Source organism: Nocardiopsis sp. NPDC058631 (assembly GCF_042716955.1).
Lineage (GTDB): Bacteria > Actinomycetota > Actinomycetes > Streptosporangiales > Streptosporangiaceae > Nocardiopsis.
In genome coordinates this window covers 25,274-43,265 of the sequence record NZ_JBHXQY010000010.1, presented here as the reverse complement: position 1 = coordinate 43,265, position 17,992 = coordinate 25,274, and the positions used below count along the sequence as shown (strand labels likewise).

The window sequence follows — 17,992 nt, the reverse complement described above, 5'->3', positions numbered from 1 at the left end:
ACTTCCCGCAACCCCTAAGCTGACCGGTATGAATGACAGTTTGGTGTGGATCGACTGCGAGATGACAGGCCTCGACTTCGAGAACGACGCGCTGATCGAGGTGGCCTGCCTGATCACCGACGGTGAGCTCAACGTCCTCGATGAGGGCGTCGACGTCGTGATCAAACCGCCGCAGGCCGCACTGGACAGCATGGGCGACTTCGTCCGCACCATGCACACCACGTCCGGCCTGTTGGAGGAGCTGGACAAGGGCGTCACCCTGCACGAGGCCGAGGACATGGTCCTGGAGCACATCCGGCAGTACGTGACCGAGCCCCGCAAGGCCCCGCTGTGCGGCAACTCGATCGCCACGGACCGCACGTTCCTGGCCCGCGACATGAAGCGCATCGACGAGTTCCTCCACTACCGGATGGTGGACGTGTCCTCCATCAAGGAGCTGCTTCGCCGCTGGTACCCGCGCGTGTACTACGCGAGCCCGGACAAGAACGGCGGGCACCGGGCGCTCGCCGACATCACCGAGAGCATCCGTGAGCTGCGCTACTTCCGCGCCACCGCGTTCGTCGCCGAACCCGGCCCCAGCTCGGCCGCGGCCCGCGCCGCCGCCGCCGAGGTGATCACCGGGGGCAACGGACTCAAGGCCCGTGACGGGGCCGTCGGGGACGACGGGGCGGAAAACTGATCGAAGCACTCCCCGGAGTCCGCTAAGCTTTCATACGTACGCAAGGCCGTGAGGCCGAGCGAACGTGGTGGGTGTAGCTCAGCCGGTAGAGCACTTGGTTGTGGTCCAAGAAGTCGCGGGTTCAAGTCCCGTCACTCACCCCAGAGGCTTAAGCCCCTGACCAGCGCAGATGCGCAAGGGTCGGGGGCTTTTGCGTTGCCGGGGGTGCACCGGAGGGTGCACGGGGCCGGAAAGCCGGGTCGGTGAGTGTGCACCGCCCATCCCGTCACTCACTCCCCGACCGGGGGTGCACCCGGGTGCACGGGCACGCGTCGGCACGGCACCGAACCCCCGCACCCCGGGCATCAGCGGCGATCAACGGATCGACCGGACACCCCCGCTGGCCTGTGGAAAGATTGTCGAGAGCCTCCGCCGATCCCCTCCGTTTCCGTCCGCAGCCAAGCGGGTCCATGCCCCCAGGCCAGACACCTGACTGGCGGAACAAGACGTGTACAGATAAAGTTACCTGTACACGAAACGGATCATGGAGGTGAGCGCCTTGGAGATCCTGCGACCCAAGCAGACGCCCGACCTCGGCATGTCCAAGAGCACCCTGTACCGCGCCGCCCGCGACGGAACCTACGAGCGCGTCGCACGAGGCATCTACCGCTCCGCCGACGCCCCGGCCGCGGACTGGGACTGGATCGAAGCAGCGACCCGCCGACCCGAGGCAACGATCTGCCTCACCTCCGCGCTGGCCTACCACGACCTGACCGACTCCATCCCGGATGCCGTGGACATCGCGATCCCGCGCGGCACCCGCATCCCTGCGACCCAGGCCGCGATCAAGTGGCACGTGCTCGCGAAGCAGACCTTCGACCTCGGCCGCTCCGAGATCCCCATCCCAGGGTCGGAACTGCACATCGGCATCTACTCGCCCGAGCGCAGCATCGCTGACGCGTTCCGACTCCGAGGCGACCTCGGATACGAACTGGGAAGAGACGCCCTTCGCGAATGGCTCCGCCGTGGCGGCAAGCCGGCGCACCTCATGTCGGTCGCCACCCGCCTTCCCCGGGCCAAGGGCCCGGTCCTTCACGCGCTGGAGATGCTCACGTGACCAGTGGCGACGAGGTGTTCCGGCAGATCCAGAAGAAGGCGAGGGCGGCCTCGGCCGCAGAAGGCAGACCCGTACCGACCGCCGAGTACCTCACCAGGCACGCTCTCGAATCCTTCCTCGACCGACTGACCCGGACCGAGCACAAGGACGACTTCGTCTTGAAGGGCGGCATCCTTCTCGCCGTCTACGGGGTTCGTCGTCCGACCAAGGACGTCGACGCGGAGGCGATCAGGACCACGGTCACACCTGAGGTCATCACGCAGGTCATCCGTGACGTGGCCGCAGTCCAAGCCTCCGACGGCTTGGACTTCGATCTCAACACGATGCGCGTGCAGGAGATCCGCGACCAGGCGGACTACCCGGGTCTGCGCATGCGGGTCACCACCCACATCGGCTCACAGAAGACCGTCGTCGCCTGGGACATCTCGACCGGAGACCCGATCGTCCCGTCGCCGAAGCCGGTCAAAGTACCCCGCATCCTCGGGAACGAGATCGAGATGCTCGGCTACGCCCCCGAGACCACGGTGGCCGAGAAGGGCGTGACGATCCTGGAACGCGGCATCACCAGCACCCGCTGGCGCGACTTCATCGACATCGTCCAGTTGGCCGCGCGGCACGACATCGACGAGGAGCAACTGCTGGAGTCCGCGCGAGCCGTCGCCCGCTACCGCAAAGTCGAACTCGTACCGATCTCACCCGTGATAGAGGAGTACGGCGCCGTCGGCCAGGCCAAGTGGGCGGCGTGGCGGCGCAAAGAAGGCCTTGAAGACATCAGCGAAGCCAGCCTCGACGACCAGATGGCGAAGGTTGCGGAAGTGATCGATCCCGTGTTCTCGCATGGTCCGGACACCGCCAGCGCGAAGGCGTCAACCACCGGCATCTAGCGAGAGCCGGGTGCACGGACTGGCTACGAACCGGCATCAAACACCGCGTCCTGGACATCAGCGGCGATCGACGGATGGACCGGTCACCCATGCTGGCCTGCGCAAAGATCTTCGAGGACCTTCGCGGATTCTCTTCGCTTCGGCCCCCACCCAAGCGATGGTCCACCCATGGCAACCATCAACCAGCGCACTCTGGCCGACGGATGCATCCGCTACTGGGTCAAATGGCGGCTCGGCGGCACACGCACCGGCGCACCCCAGTCCGAACCCTTCGACACCCGCGCGGACGCCCACACCTTCCGTCTTCACGTCGAAGCCGCCGACCACCACTGGCCCAAGAACTGGATCCCCCGCCAGGGCTGGGCCGAGGGATGGGTCCCCGACCACGGTGGATCAAGGTCGAGGAAGAGGACGAACCCGAAGCCGAACCGGTGCTGTTCGCCGATTTCGCCCGCGAACTCATCGACTCCATGACCGGCATCGCCGAACGCACCCGCGCCGACTACCACCGCGAACTCGAACTGCACCTGATCCCGCACTTCGGACAGGTGGACCTACGGGACGTCACCCAGCTCAAACCCAAGGACGTCCGCGCCTGGGTCAACCAGCTACGCACCGGCCCCCGCCCCCAAAGCCTCCTACCGCACCCCCAAACCCCAGCCGCAAGAAGGAACCCGGATGGCTTCGCAAACCCCTCTCGCCCAAGTCCATCCACAACCTGCACGCGCTGCTGTTCACCGTCTGCGAGGCCGCCGTACGCGAGGACCCGCACCGGTTCCGTTCCAAGCCCGTTCCGCCCGCGTTGCCCAAGGTGGTCCATATCAACGCGCCCCGGGCCGCCAGCAAGGAGGAGACCGCTCCCGAGCTGGGAAAACCCGCAGCGAACGTCTCACAGAGATTGACAGCTTCCGATCCCCCACAACCGTCGCCAGGGCTCCCATCCCCGTGGCAGGACACGTCCCTGTCCTTCGAGCACGGCGGCTCCGCGAAGCCGGGTGTCCCCGCCCCTTCCCGTGGCCGGGGACACCGTGGGCGGAACCTGTCAGCCGGTGTAGATGCTCACGCCCCAGAGGTTCACCATCGGCATGAGCTCCGCGTAGTAGGTCGTGCCGCCGGAGGAGCAGTTACCCGAGCCACCGGAGGTGACGCCCTGGGCCTGTGAACCGGAGACGAAGGGGCCGCCGGAGTCACCGGGCTCGGCGCACACGTTGGTGCGGGTGAGCCCATAGACGGTGCCCTGCGGGTAGCTCACCGTCTGGTTACGGGCCTGGATGGTGCCGCAGTGCCAGCCGGTGGTGGAGCCGGAGCGGCACACCGCCGAGCCGATGGGCGCCTGGCTGGCGCCGGTCACGGCCTGGGCGCCACTGGAGTTGTAGCGCGACACCAGGTTGTGCAGGGTGAAGTTGGAAATACCGCGGACGAAAGCGATGTCTCCACCGGAGAAGGTCGAGTACTGGAAGACCCCCACCCCGTCGGGGGGGACGGTGACCTGGGTACCGACACGGCCGCAGTGAGCCGCGGTCACGAAACCGGGCTGTCCGGCGCTGTTGGTCGCGGCGAACCCGACCGAGCAGCGGCCGAGGCCGGTATAGAAGGGTACGCCGCCGATGATGTCGGCGTAGACCTGCGGAGCCTGGTCGGTCTCCACGACCTGGATGGCGGAGGCCTCCACGCCGGCCTCGGCGACCATGGCGTCGACGTCGGCGCCGGAGCCCTCCAGGACCTCGATCACGACCGTGTCGCCGGCCACGTCCGGGTACCAGCCCAGCACGCCCTCCTGGGCGGAGGCCTCGTTGAGGTCCTCCACGACCTCGGCCAGGCCCTCGGTGCCGTAGGAGACCACGGTGGCCTCGGCACCGGTGGCCTCGACCGCGTCGACGGCCGCGGTGTCGGTCACCAGGACGGTGAGCTTGTCTGTGTCGGTGTCGAACAGGGAGCCGGCGTAGGCGTCGCCGGCGGCCTCGGTCGCCTCGGCGTCGGTGTCCAGGGCGGCTTCTTGGACTTCCAGCAGTGATTCGGCTTCGGCCTGGGTCAGGTCGAGGTCGCGCTTGAGCGCATCCATCATGCCGGTGGCGTGGTCGTCGGCGACGGGATTCTGGGGTACCGGGCCGAGGGCCGCGAGGGCTCCCGGGGCCGTGGACAGTGCCAAGCCGAAGGCCAGGGTTGCTGAGCCGATGGCGGAGACGACGGGGGAGGGTCTCATATCCCTGATTCTCCAAAGGGGGGGTTGGCGGGGGAGGGGAACTTCCGCTCCGGTGGGTGCGGGAAGTCCCTTTCATGGCTCGGAGTTGGTCCGATTCACGAAGTTCACCGAGACATCCGGTAAACGGTTTTCCACCATAAGTGCACATTTTGACAATGGAAAGACCCCTTATTGAGCTGGAGTCTGTTGGTTCCTGTGGTGCTACAGGTGAATGAGCGATGACGATGACCGGCGTATGGATATGCGCAGCTCTCACCCACCCGACAGAGGGCATCCCGAATGCGAGTGAGGGGCGCGATCGACCACGGCATGCCCCAGGCCGAAGCCGTGTGGATCTTCGCCGTCGGCCCGGACTCGATCCGCAACCGGCGCCGCAGCCAAGGAACAGACGGGATCCAAGGACTGCGCTCTGGTGGGCCGGGCAGGAAACCGGGTGAGCGCACCAAACTCACCCCCTCCAGGAACAGGCCCCGGCCGAAGCGCTCTTGGACTACATCCCTCAGGAGTCGAGGGCGGTCGGCACCCTGCGGACTACTGCCAAGGTCACCGCTTTGGCCCAACGGTTGTTCGGTACCGCCTTCCCCGACCGAGGCGCCCGCAGATTCCCGCCCCTTCGGGGGTTGCACTTCCAGCGCCCGGACCGGCGTGCGACCGAAATCGACCCTCGGTCTCAACGGAAGTGGACCGATCAGACCTACCCGGACCTGCGTGCCCGGGCCTGGGACGAGGGCACCCGGGTGATGGTCGCCGCGCTCGGCGCCTACCTGCTGGTGCGCGTGGGTGCTCAGCGGAACGCTCTTCTTGGCGGGGCTTCTCCTGCTGTTGCGACCCCTCCCGGTCGATTCGAACCACCCGGATACCAAGCCGGGGCGAAACCCACCACCGGAGGTGGCCATCGGAGGTGGGTCCATTCCCGCATGTGTGGGGAGCAGTTGACGGCGTAGCGGCCCAGGAAGACACCGGTCGCCCATTCCCGCATGTGTGGGGAGCAGACCAGGCGACCTGGGACTTCATCGCGATGAACAGACCGAATCTGCGACTTGGCGAAAATCAGCCACGAAGCTATTTCCCCGCGAAGAGGAGGAAAGAGCCGCCCGTATCAACAAACGGTTTCCACAGACCGACGCGAGCGGCCAGCCCGACCGATTTCGGATCGAGTGGCTCCGCCGGCGTGAATCTCCGGTGTACCCGCGAAGGTGCGCCACGGAGAGCGAATGCGTGCACCCGCAGGGTGCACGCCCCCCCAGCGGCACCCGGGGCGACCCGGCACAATCGAGCACCCACCTCCCCCGCAACCCGCGCCTTCTCGCATCACCGCAGTTCATCCCACTCCCCCACCAGCGTTCAACTCCCGTCACTCACCCCACAGGCTCAAGCCCCTGACCAGCGCAACGCGCAAGGGTCAGGGGCTTTTGCGTTGCCGGGGGTGCACCCGGCCGCCGGGAACCGGAGGCGCTCCCCGTCCGGCGCCGACCCCGTCCCGAAAGGAGAGGGGACAGGGTCGAACCATGGTTGATCTTGGTCAGCCGGCAACCGGGTCCTTACGTGCGGTGAGACGGTGCGCGACGCCCCCGGCTATCAGAAGGAGGGCGGGGAAGAGCAGCAGCCAGCCGAAGCCCACGAGGACGACGAGGGCGGGCAGGGCCGCGCACAGGGCGAGGATCCGCTGCCACCAGGCACGGAAGACCGCACCATAGGCGAGGGCGGACAGGATGTAGCCGATCAGGAAGTTCACACTGGACAGCCGGAAGACCTGGTCCAGAGTGAGCAGACCGAATCCGAAGGCCACCACCACCCCGCCGAACATCAGCACCGACACCCAGATGGCCGGAACAGGGGCGCCGTTGGTCTTGTTCACTCGCGCAGCGACAGAGGGCAGCATGCCTTCCCTGGCCGTGGCGAAGACGATGCGGGACGTGGCCCAGGTCCCGCCCATCAGAGTGGCGAAGATGATGAGCACGCCCAGCAGCGCGGCGGCGAGCCCGGCGGAGTCGCCGAGGACCCGGCTCAGGACCGCCACCACGGGCGCGCTCGCGGTCACCGGGTCCTCGGGGTCGAGGGAGATCTGGACCGCGGCGGCCACGCCCAGGTAGAGCACGATCATGATGGCGAACGAGACACCGACGACGATGGGCAGGTCGCGGCGCGGGTTCTTGTATTCCTCCGTGGTGGAGGCCACCAGTTCCCATCCGGTGAACGCGAAGAAGACCAGGCCGATCGCCGGAATGACGGTGAGCGGGTCCGTTGGGGGGGTGATGGATCCAGTGGCTTCGAATCCCGGTACCGCGAACGGCATGACGGCCACCAGGGCGATGAGCAGAACCAGCACAGCCGTCACAACGGTCTGCAGTCCGCCGGCCAGTCGTGCCCCCTGTGAGTTGAGCACGGCGACTATGAGCAGGTAGACCAGCGCCGCGGGCAGGACCCACGATGGGGATCCCAGCAGGGACCCGGCGTAGCTGGCGCCGGTCAGCGCCATCGCGGCGCCACCGAAAGCGGTCGCCCCCAGCAGCACGTAGGCGACCGGTCCTGCCCCCGCACGCCCGAACCCGGCACGCAGGAACCCGATCACTCCGCCCGCGTTGGGGAAGCGCGCACCGAGCCGGGAGAAGACCAGCAGCAGCGGCAGCATGACGACGGCCGCGGCGATCCAGGCGTATAACGCGGCATCGCCGGAGTTGGCGAAGGCCAGGCCGGGCAGCACCAGCAGGCCGCTGCCCACCACCATGCTCACCGCGACACCTATGCCTCGCGTCACGCTCAGCGTCTTGTGTAGTTCTCCGGAGGTGTGGGCATCGGTGGCAGTCATGGACGGCACCTTCTAGTCACTGTGTCGCTGGCGGATGAGGATGCGCTCGCCGTCGTGCTCCGCGAGCAGTGGGATGCCCTCTCCGGCCGCTGTGGCGATGGGCTGGTCGAAGGTCTGCACAGCCTGGCGCCAGTGGGTGCCCTGGACATGCGGTCCGTTCGACAGGACGGCCCCTGCGCCCAGGTCCAGCTCGAACCACAAGGCGATGGCGTGGCTTCGGCCGCTGTCGGTAGCGGTCGGAGCGACAGCGACCGCTGTGTCGCCGTCTCCGCTGTGGAAATCGAAGTCCATGAGAGGAAACGGTGCGGTCAGCGGACGGTGTGCGTAGGTGTCCAGGTAGGTGGAGAAGTACTCCAGGGAGCGGAAGCGGTTGAAGTGTGAGACGTCGAAGCCACACGCCTGGCCGACGTGGTTGCGCTCGTACAGTTCAGGGCTGTCCACCAGTTGGCCCCACACTCGTGCGCTGCCGGGAATGAGGACGGCGTTGTCCGTGAGCAGGGCCTCGCGGGCGTGGGCGAAGGTGGACAAGGCACCCTCCCCCAGCAGCCCGCAGTCGAAGACCTCCGAGACCAGCACGTCGGCTCTCCGGGGCAGGTCCGCGCCGACCCGTAGGTCGGTGGACATCGCATCGACCACTGTGACGCGGTCGGCCAGGCCGGCGTCGGCGATGATCTTGCGGGCCGTGGCCGCGATCATCGGATCCGCCTCGCAGGAGACCACGTGCTCAGCGCCGGCCTGAGCGGCCAGCAGAGCGAGCAGCCCCGAGCCGGTACCGATGTCGAGAACCAGGTCACCGGAGTGGACCTGAGCATGGATCGCGTCCCGGTACGCGGTGTTCCGTCCCTGGTCGTTGAGCATGGAGAAGTGCCAGCGAGGGACGATCGCGCGGATCGCGCGGTTGTACAACCGGTCAGATGTCCCGTTGCCCTCGTGCCCGACCAGGGAGAGCAAGTCGATCGCGGCCACGTGGTCGTGCCGCCGTATCGCGTTCTCGGCGTGCTTGACCAGAATCCGTGTCTGGGGGTCGGGGGCGGTTTGTGCCGTGGGAGGGGAAGGGAGTCGATCCTTCATCGGCCTGGTCTCATTTCGCGAAGACGAGCTGGCGGGCGGGGACAGCGGAGGCGCCGGGGGCTGCGGAGGGGTAGGCGAGGAGTTCGTCGCCGACCTGTACGGCGGGGACTCCTCTGGCGCAGAGCCGTGAGAGCAGGAACTGGTTGCCATGCCAGGGGCAGTGCAACCGCTCGACGCCCCCTTCGTCCCGGACCGACCCCAGATGGAGCGGGCCGCCGCGATGAGGGCAGCGGCTGCGGATGACACTGGGCCCGGTGTCACGCTCGATGCGGAAGTAGAGTTCGTCGCCCACCCGGACGGTGTTGTCCTGGGGGCCGAACCGCACACGCAGGCGGGTGCTCATCGAGTCCCTTCCGCGGCTTCGGACAGCGTGACGGCGGATCCCTCGCCGGGTACCACTCCGTACAGTCGCCCGCGCGGTACCCGCACACTCTGCCCGGAGCCGAACCTCAGAGGTGCTCCGGTCGGACTCCAGTGCAGTTCGGCTTCCCCCTCCACGACGGCGATGACCGTGTCACGGTCGGCGACACGGGTCTCGAATGCTCCTCCGGGCTCCAGGGGTTCGCCGCCCGTCCCGGCCGCGTCGATGGCCTCGGGCCGCCAGGCGATCTGCGCGAGGAGGTCCTCATCGCCGATCCGGCCCAGCAGACGCACCTCTTCGATGCCCCGGACCATCTCCTGAATGGCGTACGCACCGTGCTTACGGCCGAGGGGGAGCAGAAGGTCGTAGACCGCCATCCGGCCGTGGTGCTCGTCGATGTGGGCGTGCTCGTCGAAGTAGCGGGTGTCCACCGCGTCGCCGTAGACCGAACGGAAGGTCTTGGTCATCGCCGCGAACGACGGAGCGAACGTGGCTTCCAGGAACGCCATACCGCCGATGTAGCGGAAGAAGTCGGTCCGGGACCGGGTGACCTTGTAGAAGTAGTTGTTCCCGGCGATCCACGACGGCAGGTAGAAGTACCAGTAGTGGTGTGGCTGGTCGTTCATGCCGACGCTGCGGGCGAGCTCGGCGAAGAGGGTGCTGTGCTTGGCGTCGAAGACCCCGTAGCCGAACTCGTCGATGAAGATCTTGAACAGCTCGCTCTGCTCCGCGCCGAACGCCCCTCCGAGGTTCTGCGACATGGCTGTGGCCTCGGTGAGACCATCCAGCGCCATCTGAGCGATCATCGTCTCCGCTGCGCGCTTCGGATCGGGCGATTCCTCGATCGCGCGCAGGACCGGGCGGTCGGCGGAAGTGGTCTCCTTGATCGCTGCGGTGACGTGGGCCTCCAGTGCGTCGGTGTCCCACTGGCCAGTGACCCGGACGGCAGAATCCAGGAAACCGAAGACGAACCGTTCCACCTCTGGGCGCGCGAGCTCGGCGGCTTGGGCGGCTTCGGTGCGGTAGAAGTCCTCGAATGCGGCCTGCTGCCTGGCAAGGCCGTCCGAGGGCAGGAAAAGAGAACCACTCTCATAGAAGTTCATCAGCAACCGGTTGGCCATCAGGCCCGGATCGCAGACCCAGTCCTCCTCGACCAAGGGAGCTGACCAGGAGATCGCTCCGAGCCTCTGGGAATCGAGTGGCCGATGATAAGGGGTCGCAGCGATGAGGGGTTTCTTGCTCGGCCGGTAGCTCGATCCTTCCGCGAACGTACTGATGACCTCAGTAAGCGGCCTACCAAAAGCAGATTCGTGGCGAATGGACATGTTGGCGCGTCCCTCCAGGGGATCCATTACAGGGAGCAGTCGACTTGAAACCGAGTGCAACATACTTCATACTTCGAAGATCCAGGAATTCGCCACATTCACCCGTCGGCCGATATTGCGAAACCCGCATCAGCTCTTCATTACCAGAGTTTTATACCATTGGTTGAATTCCAAGTCGATAATCTCGAATGTCCGGATGTGGCCACTTTCTGGGACAGAGTACACAAAGACCGTTTTCGACTTTGGCAAGGAATGGCGTTCGTGCTGTTCAGGGCAGACCTGTCACTCTCAAAGTTCGCGTGAACACCTCAGGACGAACGTCCATGGAACACCCCACTGGGTCGCTCCAGAGAGCGTGTACGCACCCATCTGTGGTAATGGAACGGCCGCCACCGCGGCACGACCGGATGGTCGACTTCGCCGCGAACTGCGAACTCTCTCGTCCTTGCAGGTCATGACCCTTGCCGACCACGCAGTTCACGTTCCGTCACTCACCCGCGGGCGGGAGTGCACCCGGGTGCACTCACTGGCCAGGACCCGACATCGAACCTCCGCATCCCGAGCATCAGCGGCGATCGACGGATGGAACGGGAACCCCTGCTGGCCAGACAGCGATCGCAGCGTTCGACATCTCCGCGCCGATCCAGGGCTTCATCGCCTCGGCCCAGCTCTTCTCGTCGAAGACCGGAGCATCCAGGAAGCAGGAGGTCGACGTTGGGCACGATCTCGCTGAGCACCGCCCCCCGGCTCTGCGCTTCTACAAGGAGGAGCGCTCCCCCACCCTCGTCGAGGCTCAGGAGCACGGTCCTCAAAGGCGTAGGTATGCCCCCTCGACGGAGCAAGCGTCATGTCTCACGAGGACAGCAGGACCACGGCGATCGACGTCGACTTCTACACGAGTGCGAGGGTTCTCTCCGAAGTGATCGAGCGCGGCAGCGGTGAACTCCCGGTTATCGACGGGGACATCAGGATCGACGGAGCGGGAGGTGCCGCTCCGCGGGAGGTTCTGGAGAGCGCGGGACTGCTCGGCGAGCGTGACGGAGAGTACTACATCGACTTCGACGGTGAGCCGGGGGAGGACGCCCGGGCCTCTTCCGAGGTTCAGGAGGTGTTGAACCGGTACCTGGACTCCAGGGAGGTCGACTGGACCCCGGGGAAGACCCACTCCGGGACCGACTTCTCGTCGAACTTCACCGAGTACTCCGGTGACTACTACAACCCCATCCAGGATCAGATGCGCTACACCAAGGACAACATCGACGGGCTCCACGAAGGAGTCCCGGCGGACGTGCCGAGTTCCTGACAGACGGGTTCTGCTACTGGTTTCGAAATGAAGGTTGATCACCCGTGAAAAGGGCTCCACTGGCACTGGCCGCCGTTTCCGCTTCTGTTCTTGTGCTTGTTTCCGCCTGTGTTTCCCCCGAGAGTTCACCGACCGGTAGTGACTCTCCTTCCCCCCCTGTGTCGAGTGAGCGGGTGACGGAGATATGGGTGAATATCACCATTGACGCCCATGTCATCCAGGAGATGTTCGCCAGGGACGAGGACGGATCCGTCATGGAGAACATCAGGGACTACTACGAGGAGCGGAGAGAGGTCGAGGAAGCCAGGGGCCTCGAACCGTTCGATGGCATGGAGGTGCTCCTGGACTCCGGTGTCCTCGTCGAAACCGACGAGGACTATCACGTGGTGGTTGATCAGGGCGAATGGAATACCGGGGGCGGTTCCGGGCCGGGGGAGAGCGAAGTTCTCCAGGCGATGAGGCATGTACTTGAGGCGAACCAGGTGGACTGGTGCGGCGAACCCGTGAAGGGGTACGAGTTCTCGGACCTCTACCTTGATTCCTACTGGGGAGCCTTCGACACCCGGGAAGAGTACGTGGCGAGCATCGCCGACTACGTCGGCTGCGGGACCGGGGATTATTAGGGAACCGACGGCCCGTGTGTACGAAGTGTGCTTTCATCCTTCCCGTTGGTCGCAGTATGCGTGAACTTGGTCCTCCCGCTGTAACTTTTCAGGTGGTGGTGGAGGCCCGCCGGGATCCGGCCACACGCCCCGGAGCGACCGCCCCCGCTCAGCCTCGGGGGCGCGCCGGCACCGGGCGGTTCGGGGTGGAGGCCCGGGTGTCGAACCTCGTGCTCGCCAGGGTGCGCTCCGCCATGGTGATCAGGTCGAGCACATCACGGGCCAGGTAGGCGGTCGCACCCCGTTCGATCGACTTGGTCTGGAGGATCCCTGCCTGGCGCAGTTCGTCCAGGGCCGCACTCGCCGCCGGGAACGAGACACCGAGGATCCTCGACAGGGTCGTCGCCGTGACCACCGGAGCCTCGGGCAGCCGCCCCAGCAGGCGCGCCACGGCCGAGTCCGCACGGGGGGCGGCACGCCGTCCGAGGGACTCCCGGTGAGCGGACAGCTGTTCGTTCCACGAAGTGCGAAGCTCGTTTACCTGCCCCATGAGCTCCACCGACTGCTCGACCGCGATGGCGCAGGCCTGGACGAAGGTCTCCAGCCACGCGTTGACCGATGCGCTCGCCTGCGTGCTCCCCGTGGGCGCGTCGTGTCGATAGGCTCCGAGCCCGTCGACGTAGCGGTCCCGCAGGGTGGCGAGCACGAGACTGACCGGAAGGACTGCGTCCTCGGTCAGCCCGCGGCGGGCCAGGACCGTGTGGATGAGGGCGCGACCCACGCGCCCGTTGCCGTCGGTGAACGGGTGGATCGTCTCGAACTGGGCGTGGACGATGGCGGCTTGGATCAACGAGGCGTGTGCCGCACCGTTCATGTAGTCGACGAGATCGATCATCAGCGCGCGAACCCGGTCGGGATCGGGGGGGACGAAGTCGGCTTCGACGGGGTTCCAGGTCGAGCCGCCGATCCAGTTCTGCGCCGTGCGCAGCCCGTGGTGGTGAGGCTGGTCGGGAAGCAGTGACCGGTGGAGTTCGACGATATGGTCCACCGTCAACGGGTCCGCCTCGACGAGTTCGGTCGTCGATCGGGCAACGACCGTCATGTTGTTGGCCACGAGTCGGGCCTGTTCACTGACCCCGCGAACGGCTTCTGACTGGCCGAGTTCGGCGAGTGCGACCTGCTGTGCCGACGGTGCGATGCCCTCGATCCGCGAACTCGCGATGGCCTCCGAGCGCAGGAGGAAGCGGGCGATGCCGGCCAGGTTCTCCGCGTTCGGGCCGTTGAGAGCACGGATGCTGCGCTCGACCGTGTTGACGCTTCGTGAGAGGTCGCCGTCGACCGCCAGGGCGAGGCCGTCGATTCCGTCGGGGACGTAGCGCTGGTAGGTCCCTGAGAGCCGTGCGGAGCGCGGCACCCCGGAGCCGACACTGGACTCCCAGTGCGCCTCTTCCCATGTGGCCATCAGCGGTTTCCTTTCATCGAACCACCATCCATCAAAGGATAATAGGTGAAGCTTTGATGGATGGGTGATTCGTTCAAGGATTCTCCTGACCGCATCGGCCCCGCCGCGGATTCGTCACAGGCCCGCGGGGCCGACACTCCAAGGGTTGGCCCCTGTAGTGCAACCGGGCGACCGTCCATCCCACCACCAGGCTCAAGCCTTCCAGCAGAGTCCCAGTGGTCACTTGGAAACCATCAGAAACATCGGCCCCATGGTCTACTCCTCGGCACAACAGCCAAAGAGCGACCGTAGGCACCAACTTTTGAAAATCGCTTATTGTTTAACTGACAAGAAGCTAGGCTCGCCGCATGCCGAACGAAACGTGGCAACCACCCTCCGTCATGCTGACGGTCGACCTGGTGATCCTGACGCTGCGGTCATCGACCCTTCACGTCCTGGTGATCGAGAGGGGCATCGAGCCCTACAAGGGGCACTGGGCCCTTCCTGGAGGGTTCATCTCGGACGTGGGCGAGGACATCGTCGACGCGGCCCGGAGGGAACTCCGGGAGGAAGCCGACCTCGACGCGACATCACTGCACCTGGAGCAGCTGGGCGCCTACGGACGCCCCGGCAGGGACACGCGTGGACGCGTCGTCTCCGTCGCCCACCTCGCCATCGCGCCAGGGCTGCCGGAACCGGAAGCGGGCACCGACGCCTCGGCGGCCTCCTGGTGCCCCGTCGAGGAGTTCACCTCGGGTCGAAGAACCCTGGCCTTCGACCACCGGCAGATTCTCGGCGACGGGCTGGAGCGGGCTCGCACGAAGATCGAACACACATCGCTGGCCACTGCGTTCTGCGACGAGACCTTCACCCTCACCGATCTGCAACGCGTGTACGAGGCGGTGTGGGGGTTCGAGCTCGACCCGCGCAACTTCTACCGCAAGGTCCAGGCGGTACCCGGTTTCCTCACCGCGGTCGGGCCGGACCGTCGCACCACCAAGGGTCGCCCCGCCCGCCTTTTCCGAGCCGGTCCCGAGCACCTGCTGCGCCCCCCGATGATGCGTCCCCTCCCCACAACCCAGAGTGAGACGGAATGACGAGCGACGACCTTGTGGTGGTCCTGACCGCCCTGAACCTGGAATACGAAGCCGTACGCGAGCGCCTCACCTCCCCCGAGCTGTACCTGCACCCCCGAGGCACCCGGTTCGAGTTCGGCTCACTGCCCGGCGGCCATGGGCGCGTCGTCCTCGGTCTGACCGGCAAGGGCAACCAATCGTCCGCCGTCCTGACGGAAAGGGCCATCCAGGAATTCTCGCCCGCCGCGCTGCTCTTCGTCGGTGTGGCCGGAGCGCTGTGGGGCACACCGCGCGGCGACGTGGTCGTGGCGACACACGTGTACGCCTACCACGGAGGGACCAGTGAGGACGACGGCCTCAAGGCCCGGCCCCGTGCGTGGGAGTCACCGCACGGGATCAGCCAGACGGCCGCGCACCTGGCCAGGCTCGGCACGTGGACCCGGCACGCTCCCGCGCAACGGGCCCGGCCACGGGTGCACTTCGGCCCCATCGCCGCTGGGGAGATCGTGCAGAAATCCAGTGTCTCCCGCGAGGCCGAGTGGATCAGGCAGACCTTCAACGACGCCCTGGCCATCGAGATGGAAGGTGCGGGAATCGCCCAGGCGGGGCACCTGAGCTCGACACCGGTGGCGATCGTGCGCGGAATCAGCGACCACGCCGACGGGGAGAAGACCACCGAGGCGGACCGGACCTGGCAACCGATCGCCGCCGCGAACGCCGCTGCCTTCGCCCTGGACCTCGCCCAAGAACTCGTGCGACAAGAGGAGCCCTCCACGATGCGTAGCGACAACGCGCCCCGGGACACCGGCAACGTCACCAACACCGCTCACGGCAGCGTCGGCGTCCAGGCCGGACACGTCAGCGGCAGCACCTTCCACGTGTCTTCGACCTCCACCGGGCAAGCCCCCGTCGATCTGTCGGCGCGACTCTCGGCGCTGCGAGAGGAACTGTCACGGGAGCGTTCCGCAGGGCGCATCGACACCGAGACCCACGAGGCCGCCTCCGAGGAGATCGACATCGCGAGCAAGGGCATCGAGGAGGGGACTGCTGAGAGCCGGAAGACCTCGGTCCTGGCCCTCAAACGCCTGCGCGGCCTCATCGGCGATCTGGCGTCCCTGGCCGCGAAGGTCGGGGCGCTGATCAGCGCGGTGAGGGGGCTGTCGTGAACGGATCCGACACCTTCAACACCGCCGAGTCCGGTTCCTTCGTCGGAGCCCAGGTCGGGCAGATGCACGACTCGACCATCTACGTTGTGAACCCCGACGACCCGCCCGAACAGGACTTCAACGTCGGCTGCCGCTACCTCGCCGACGGCGTCCCGAGCAAGGCGAGGGAACACCTGGAGCAGGCCCGTGCCCGTGGATTCAGTGGGCCGGAGCTCCACTTCCACCGAGCCCTGGCCATCCTCAGCAAGCGCTCCTACCGCGACCTCGCGAAGGAGGACCGTGTGGTCCTGCGGGAACTGTCGGCTCGCGGGACGCCGACGGGCCGCGATGCCTGGCGGCGGGGCCTGGGCGCCGTCTCGGCCCTGCTGTCCTGTGTGGACGGCTCCGGCGGGGACGCCGAGGCCGCGGCGGCCGGGCTGGACGACCTGCCGGCCGTGCAGCGCGACCTGGTCCTGCGCCACCTCGACCTGGTCCTCACCGGCGGTATGAAGCAGCGCGTGTGGCACCGGGTCAAGAAGAACGCCGAGAAGGAGCGGTTCTCCAACGAACGCGTGGACCGCGTCTGGGCCTACTTCGAAGCCGAGCCCGCGGGTCTGCGGGCCGAGCTCCCGGAACCGCGGTCGACCGGCGGTAGGGAGATCTTCGTCGGGCTGCTCCTGGCGGCCGCGTCCCTGGCCCCCGTCGCGGTCGTGACCGGCTCCGCCCTGTCGGAGGGAAGCCTGACGGCGCTGCTCGCCTGCCTCGCCGTGCTGACCTTCGGGCCGGCAGCGGGGTGGCATGTCGCCGACTGGCATCACACGTACCGGCGCAGGCTCATCCTGGAGCGCGCGTACGGGCACGGGCGGTCCCCCTCGTCTCCGCCCAAAGGCGGTTTCGCCGATCAGGTGGAGCGAGAGTTCGAGCACTACTTCGCCAAGTACGCCCCCGACCCGCTGGACAGGAACGCCTGGTTGCAGAGGACGAGGGGCGTGCGCCGCTCCCTGCGCGACGAGGTCGTCCGGATCTACCGGGAGACCAGGATCGAAGCCGATCAGGTCAAGTGGCTGATCCGGTTCCTGGTGCGGGACGTGCGGCAGCGCCTGCTCGCAGGGCAGCCCGTGGAACCGTACGAGGTCCACCGCGTGGACTCGGCGGTCAAGGTCCGCTGTGCGGCCCTGTGCCTGGCCACGGCCGCAGCGACGGCGATGGTCGTGGTCACCGCGTTCCAGCAGGCGCCGGTCTCCACTGCGGGCTGTCTCGTGCTCACCGCCGCCGCGGCCAGGTTCGCGGTCCCCCTGTGGCTGAAGATCCACAGTGAACGACGACGTTTCGCCGAGGAGTCCCAGGAGTACGAAGCCGTCAAGGCCGCCCGCGAGACGGAGTACGAGCGGTGGAAGAACAAGCTCGATGCCCTGCGCCCCCGTGAGGAGGAGATGGAAGCCTGGCTGGGCGCGGACAAGACGCTGATCCTCGACGAGACTCTGAGGAACCACCGTCTGGCCTGGCACGAGGTCGTCGCCCACGCCTTTCTGCCGACCCCGAAACGGCCCTGTAAGTCAGCCCATGTGCGCAAGGGCCCTTGGCGCTATTCGAGGTACGAGATCAGGGTCTTCCTGGTCACCGAGGAAGGTGTCCGGGAGGCCACGGCCGTCCTCGATTTCGCGCGGTCCCGGTGGCGGACCAGGTCGCGGAAGAACTACCGGTTCGACGCGGTCTCGTCGGTGCACGTGGAGATAGCGAGCACGCGTCGCTACACCCTGAACATCACCCTGAACAACGGACCGTCGGAGAGCATCGTGGTGTCCGAGGCCCCCAACCGCGATGCGGTGCTGGACGAGGAGTCGCAGACCGACGCGCCTGATATCAACCTCGACACCGCCGGGTTCTCCCACACGCTCCGCGTCCTCGAAGGCATCGCGGCCGAGGGCAAACCGTGGTTCGGGCGTGCGGGAGATCCTCCCTCCGCCGATTCGTCCGATCCGTCCGCTGCCGCCTGA

At 66.8% G+C, this 17,992-nt stretch carries 16 protein-coding genes, 1 tRNA gene and 1 pseudogene; 10 read left to right on the top strand and 8 right to left on the bottom strand.

Annotated elements, in window-relative coordinates; translation table 11 throughout:
• Positions 1 to 28 precede the first annotated feature (28 nt).
• The 4 genes from orn to ACFWTE_RS05850 all read left to right on the top strand — a co-directional run bounded on the left by orn (position 29) and on the right by ACFWTE_RS05850 (position 2,659).
• Positions 29 to 679 (top strand): oligoribonuclease, encoded by a 651-nt coding sequence (orn, locus tag ACFWTE_RS05865; RefSeq protein ID WP_378778185.1) that lies wholly within the window; start codon positions 29 to 31, stop codon positions 677 to 679.
• Between the two features lie 67 nt (positions 680 to 746).
• A tRNA-His gene (locus tag ACFWTE_RS05860) sits at positions 747 to 822 on the top strand.
• 380 nt (positions 823 to 1,202) lie between these two features.
• On the top strand, positions 1,203 to 1,775 hold the full coding sequence (locus tag ACFWTE_RS05855; protein ID WP_378778184.1) for a type IV toxin-antitoxin system AbiEi family antitoxin domain-containing protein: 573 nt from the start codon (positions 1,203 to 1,205) through the stop codon (positions 1,773 to 1,775).
• Positions 1,772 to 2,659, top strand: a complete 888-nt coding sequence (locus tag ACFWTE_RS05850) for a nucleotidyl transferase AbiEii/AbiGii toxin family protein (protein ID WP_378778183.1) — start codon at positions 1,772 to 1,774, stop codon at positions 2,657 to 2,659. The genes ACFWTE_RS05855 and ACFWTE_RS05850 overlap by 4 nt, the downstream gene beginning before the upstream one ends.
• A 305-nt stretch (positions 2,660 to 2,964) precedes the next feature.
• On the opposite strand, the gene ACFWTE_RS05845 is transcribed toward ACFWTE_RS05850, so the two are convergent.
• Positions 2,965 to 3,186 carry a hypothetical protein gene (locus tag ACFWTE_RS05845; RefSeq protein ID WP_378778224.1) on the bottom strand — a complete coding sequence of 74 codons (222 nt, stop codon included), beginning with the start codon at positions 3,184 to 3,186 and terminating at the stop codon, positions 2,965 to 2,967.
• Here ACFWTE_RS05845 and ACFWTE_RS05840 point away from each other — a divergent pair.
• Positions 3,130 to 3,561, top strand: a complete 432-nt coding sequence (locus tag ACFWTE_RS05840; RefSeq protein WP_378778221.1) for a hypothetical protein — start codon at positions 3,130 to 3,132, stop codon at positions 3,559 to 3,561. The genes ACFWTE_RS05845 and ACFWTE_RS05840 overlap by 57 nt on opposite strands.
• Before the next feature lie 140 nt (positions 3,562 to 3,701).
• Here the strand turns inward: ACFWTE_RS05840 and ACFWTE_RS05835 are convergent, their stop codons facing one another.
• The 6 genes and pseudogenes from ACFWTE_RS05835 to ACFWTE_RS05810 all read right to left on the bottom strand — a co-directional run.
• Positions 3,702 to 4,862 (bottom strand): S1 family peptidase, encoded by a 1,161-nt coding sequence (locus ACFWTE_RS05835; RefSeq protein ID WP_378778182.1) that lies wholly within the window; start codon positions 4,860 to 4,862, stop codon positions 3,702 to 3,704.
• A gap of 1,522 nt (positions 4,863 to 6,384) precedes the next feature.
• Positions 6,385 to 7,671: an APC family permease gene (locus ACFWTE_RS05830; RefSeq protein ID WP_378778181.1), complete on the bottom strand. Its 1,287-nt coding sequence runs from the start codon at positions 7,669 to 7,671 to the stop codon at positions 6,385 to 6,387.
• Positions 7,672 to 7,683: 12 nt separating this feature from the next.
• Entirely contained in the window at positions 7,684 to 8,742 is a 1,059-nt protein-coding gene (locus ACFWTE_RS05825; RefSeq protein WP_378778180.1) for a 50S ribosomal protein L11 methyltransferase, read from the bottom strand.
• A 10-nt stretch (positions 8,743 to 8,752) separates the two neighbouring features.
• Positions 8,753 to 9,085 (bottom strand): Rieske 2Fe-2S domain-containing protein, encoded by a 333-nt coding sequence (locus tag ACFWTE_RS05820; protein WP_378778179.1) that lies wholly within the window; start codon positions 9,083 to 9,085, stop codon positions 8,753 to 8,755.
• Entirely contained in the window at positions 9,082 to 10,260 is a 1,179-nt protein-coding gene (locus ACFWTE_RS05815; protein WP_378778178.1) for an iron-containing redox enzyme family protein, read from the bottom strand. Before ACFWTE_RS05815 ends, ACFWTE_RS05820 begins: the two co-directional genes overlap by 4 nt.
• A gap of 772 nt (positions 10,261 to 11,032) precedes the next feature.
• A pseudogene (locus tag ACFWTE_RS05810) lies at positions 11,033 to 11,183 on the bottom strand (glutamate--tRNA ligase); the annotation flags it as partial.
• 92 nt (positions 11,184 to 11,275) lie between these two features.
• On the opposite strand from ACFWTE_RS05810, the gene ACFWTE_RS05805 reads away from it, so the two are divergent.
• A complete protein-coding gene (locus tag ACFWTE_RS05805; protein ID WP_378778177.1) occupies positions 11,276 to 11,731 on the top strand; it encodes a hypothetical protein in 456 nt (151 codons plus the stop codon).
• A gap of 173 nt (positions 11,732 to 11,904) precedes the next feature.
• Complete coding sequence (locus ACFWTE_RS05800) at positions 11,905 to 12,354, top strand: hypothetical protein (RefSeq protein WP_378778176.1); 450 nt, start codon at positions 11,905 to 11,907, stop codon at positions 12,352 to 12,354.
• Between the two features lie 148 nt (positions 12,355 to 12,502).
• Here the strand turns inward: ACFWTE_RS05800 and ACFWTE_RS05795 are convergent, their stop codons facing one another.
• On the bottom strand, positions 12,503 to 13,795 hold the full coding sequence (locus ACFWTE_RS05795; RefSeq protein ID WP_378778175.1) for a Fic family protein: 1,293 nt from the start codon (positions 13,793 to 13,795) through the stop codon (positions 12,503 to 12,505).
• Positions 13,796 to 14,142: 347 nt separating this feature from the next.
• Between ACFWTE_RS05795 and ACFWTE_RS05790 the strand changes: the two genes are divergently transcribed.
• The 3 genes from ACFWTE_RS05790 to ACFWTE_RS05780 are packed head-to-tail and all read left to right on the top strand — an operon-like array spanning position 14,143 to position 17,992.
• Positions 14,143 to 14,871, top strand: coding sequence for an NUDIX domain-containing protein (locus tag ACFWTE_RS05790; RefSeq protein WP_378778174.1), 729 nt, complete (start codon positions 14,143 to 14,145; stop codon positions 14,869 to 14,871).
• A complete protein-coding gene (locus ACFWTE_RS05785; RefSeq protein ID WP_378778173.1) occupies positions 14,868 to 16,016 on the top strand; it encodes a purine phosphorylase in 1,149 nt (382 codons plus the stop codon). The genes ACFWTE_RS05790 and ACFWTE_RS05785 overlap by 4 nt, the downstream gene beginning before the upstream one ends.
• Entirely contained in the window at positions 16,013 to 17,992 is a 1,980-nt protein-coding gene (locus ACFWTE_RS05780) for a hypothetical protein (RefSeq protein WP_378778172.1), read from the top strand. Before ACFWTE_RS05785 ends, ACFWTE_RS05780 begins: the two co-directional genes overlap by 4 nt.

Coding starts and splice junctions, on each gene's coding strand:
- orn (WP_378778185.1), top strand. CDS start 29: ATGAATGACAGTTTGGTGTGGATCGACTGCGAGATGACAGGCCTCGAC.
- ACFWTE_RS05855 (WP_378778184.1), top strand. CDS start 1,203: ATGGAGGTGAGCGCCTTGGAGATCCTGCGACCCAAGCAGACGCCCGAC.
- ACFWTE_RS05840 (WP_378778221.1), top strand. CDS start 3,130: ATGACCGGCATCGCCGAACGCACCCGCGCCGACTACCACCGCGAACTC.
- ACFWTE_RS05835 (WP_378778182.1), bottom strand. CDS start 4,862: ATGAGACCCTCCCCCGTCGTCTCCGCCATCGGCTCAGCAACCCTGGCC.
- ACFWTE_RS05830 (WP_378778181.1), bottom strand. CDS start 7,671: ATGACTGCCACCGATGCCCACACCTCCGGAGAACTACACAAGACGCTG.
- ACFWTE_RS05825 (WP_378778180.1), bottom strand. CDS start 8,742: ATGAAGGATCGACTCCCTTCCCCTCCCACGGCACAAACCGCCCCCGAC.
- ACFWTE_RS05820 (WP_378778179.1), bottom strand. CDS start 9,085: ATGAGCACCCGCCTGCGTGTGCGGTTCGGCCCCCAGGACAACACCGTC.
- ACFWTE_RS05805 (WP_378778177.1), top strand. CDS start 11,276: ATGTCTCACGAGGACAGCAGGACCACGGCGATCGACGTCGACTTCTAC.
- ACFWTE_RS05795 (WP_378778175.1), bottom strand. CDS start 13,795: ATGGCCACATGGGAAGAGGCGCACTGGGAGTCCAGTGTCGGCTCCGGG.
- ACFWTE_RS05790 (WP_378778174.1), top strand. CDS start 14,143: ATGCCGAACGAAACGTGGCAACCACCCTCCGTCATGCTGACGGTCGAC.
- ACFWTE_RS05785 (WP_378778173.1), top strand. CDS start 14,868: ATGACGAGCGACGACCTTGTGGTGGTCCTGACCGCCCTGAACCTGGAA.